3 protein-coding genes are annotated in these 2212 nt (G+C 41.0%); 1 reads left to right on the top strand and 2 read right to left on the bottom strand.

Annotated features, from left to right (window positions below):
* On the top strand, positions 1-1077 hold a 1077-nt coding region (locus CXF78_RS21010; RefSeq protein ID WP_145991610.1), incomplete at its 5' end, for a M3 family metallopeptidase.
* 137 nt (positions 1078-1214) lie between these two features.
* Here the strand turns inward: CXF78_RS21010 and CXF78_RS21005 are convergent.
* Positions 1215-1592 (bottom strand): carboxymuconolactone decarboxylase family protein, encoded by a 378-nt coding sequence (locus CXF78_RS21005; RefSeq protein WP_059746944.1) that lies wholly within the window; start codon positions 1590-1592, stop codon positions 1215-1217.
* Positions 1593-1650: 58 nt separating this feature from the next.
* A complete protein-coding gene (locus tag CXF78_RS21000; RefSeq protein WP_102037852.1) occupies positions 1651-2007 on the bottom strand; it encodes a MerR family transcriptional regulator in 357 nt (118 codons plus the stop codon).
* Positions 2008-2212 lie beyond the last annotated feature (205 nt).

Raw genomic sequence — 2212 nt, 5'->3', positions numbered from 1 at the left:
GATCATTACAACGTGACCGAAATGGCCTCATGGGATTTGAGTTTTTACGCTGAAAAACTGCAGCAACACAAGTACGAAGTGTCGCAAGAAATATTGCGTCCGTATTTCCCAGAAGACAAAGTCTTGTCAGGCTTGTTCTATACCGTTAATCGCTTATTTGGTTTAACCATTAGCGAACAAAAAGGCGTAGACACTTGGCATAAAGATGTACGTTTTTTCCATATTCATGATGCCGATAAAGTACACCGTGGCAGCTTCTATCTCGATTTGTATGCTCGTAGCGGTAAACGTGGCGGCGCATGGATGGACGATTGTCGCGGTCGCCGGGTTACCTCTACAGGTTTGCAAAAGCCGGTGGCCTATTTAACCTGTAACTTTAATGGTCCTGTCGACGGCAAACCGGCATTGTTTACCCATGACGAAGTCACCACAATGTTCCATGAGTTTGGCCACGGCATTCATCACATGTTAACCAAAGTGGATGTGGGCGGAGTGTCTGGTATTAATGGTGTACCTTGGGATGCGGTAGAGCTACCAAGTCAGTTTATGGAAAACTGGTGCTGGCAAGAAGAAGCATTAGCGGAAATATCTGGCCACTATGAAACGGGCGAACCATTACCAAAAGCATTGTTAGACAAAATGTTAGCGGCGAAAAATTTCCAGTCAGGCATGATGATGGTGCGCCAACTTGAGTTTTCCTTGTTCGACTTTAGAATGCACCACGAGTTTGACCCTGCTAAAGGCGTCGATATTCAAGGCATTTTAGACCAAGTGCGTAGCCAAATAGCGGTATTAACCCCACCAAGCTTTAACCGTTTTCAACACGGTTTTGCTCACATTTTTGCGGGTGGTTATGCTGCAGGTTATTATAGCTATAAATGGGCTGAAGTATTATCGGCAGATGCGTTCTCGCGTTTTGAAGCTGAAGGTATTTTTAATGCTGAAACAGGTAAAAGCTTCTTAAATAACATTCTTGAAATGGGTGGCAGTGAAGAGCCAATGGAGCTATTTAAACGCTTTATGGGCCGTGAACCCAATACAGATGCTTTATTACGTCACAGTGGTATTGCGGTGTAGATTTAACCCTATTCCCCAATGACTTCAGCACAAAAAAGCATAAACCTCGGTTTATGCTTTTTTGTTATTTTTAGGGTTCATATTCTCAGATAATTTTGAGAGATATTTGTTGCCTGTTAAGCCTTATTTGTCACAGGTCATGCCTTTCGTTCTTGAAGGACTTCTTTAAACGCGAACATGCCATTTAACGCTGCAGGAAAACCGGCATAAACAGACATTTGTAACAGCACTTCTTTTACTTCTTCTTCACTGCAACCAACATTTAAAGCGGCATTTAAATGGACTTTTAGCTGAGGCCTACAATTGCCCAAAGCGGTGAGTGCCGCAACAGTGGCTATTTCTCGCGACTTTACCTCTAACGCGGGTCGGGTATAGATATCGCCAAACGGATATTCAATGGTAAATCGGGCTAAGTCAGGGCAGATATCTTGTAGGCTTTCGATAACATTATGACCTGCTTCTCCGTCAATTTTTGACAATTGTTCCAGACCTAAAGTGAATCTTGAGTTTGGCATTGATGTACTCCTATCGATAAGTAGAAGTCACACCTTACAAGTTAGAGTTAACTCTAAGTCAACTGACTTTATTGGCTTTATACAAACTAATTTTGTTTTCTAACGCCAGTAAATGATTTTTCTGAAGTTCAATGTGAGCCTGTAACTGGTCTTTGTGACACTCAAGTAGTTGTTGGCGGTCTAACACTGTACCTGGCCCTAATGATCGCAATTGGGCATATTGCTGAATTTTGGTTAAAGCCATCCCAGTGTCTTTCAGGCGTTTGACAAAATTAATCCATTCTAAGTCTTTGGCTGTGTAGACTCGATGGCCACTGCTATTTCGTTGAATGTTGTTGAGTAAACCGACTTTTTCATAATAACGCAGCGTATATGAAGATAATCCGGCTAATGTCGAAAATGCTTTCATATTCATCACTTTACTCCAGAGTTAATGATTTTCCTGTTAAACCTTTATAATACAATCAGTTATTAACGATACTCTTATGTGTTATAGATGTAAAACAAAGCTATCGAGTAAAAGTTGTTGAGCATTATCAACAAAATTATGTCATCTATCTCGAGTTGATAGCACAGGCACTTTAATCATTTATTACGATAGCCATTTATTGTGATTCAAA

It is taken from the genome of Shewanella sp. 11B5 (genome assembly GCF_002836795.1).
GTDB classification, from domain to species: domain Bacteria; phylum Pseudomonadota; class Gammaproteobacteria; order Enterobacterales; family Shewanellaceae; genus Shewanella; species Shewanella frigidimarina.
Note: the sequence above shows the minus strand (reverse complement) of the source record. Positions and strands in the feature narration are given on the sequence as shown.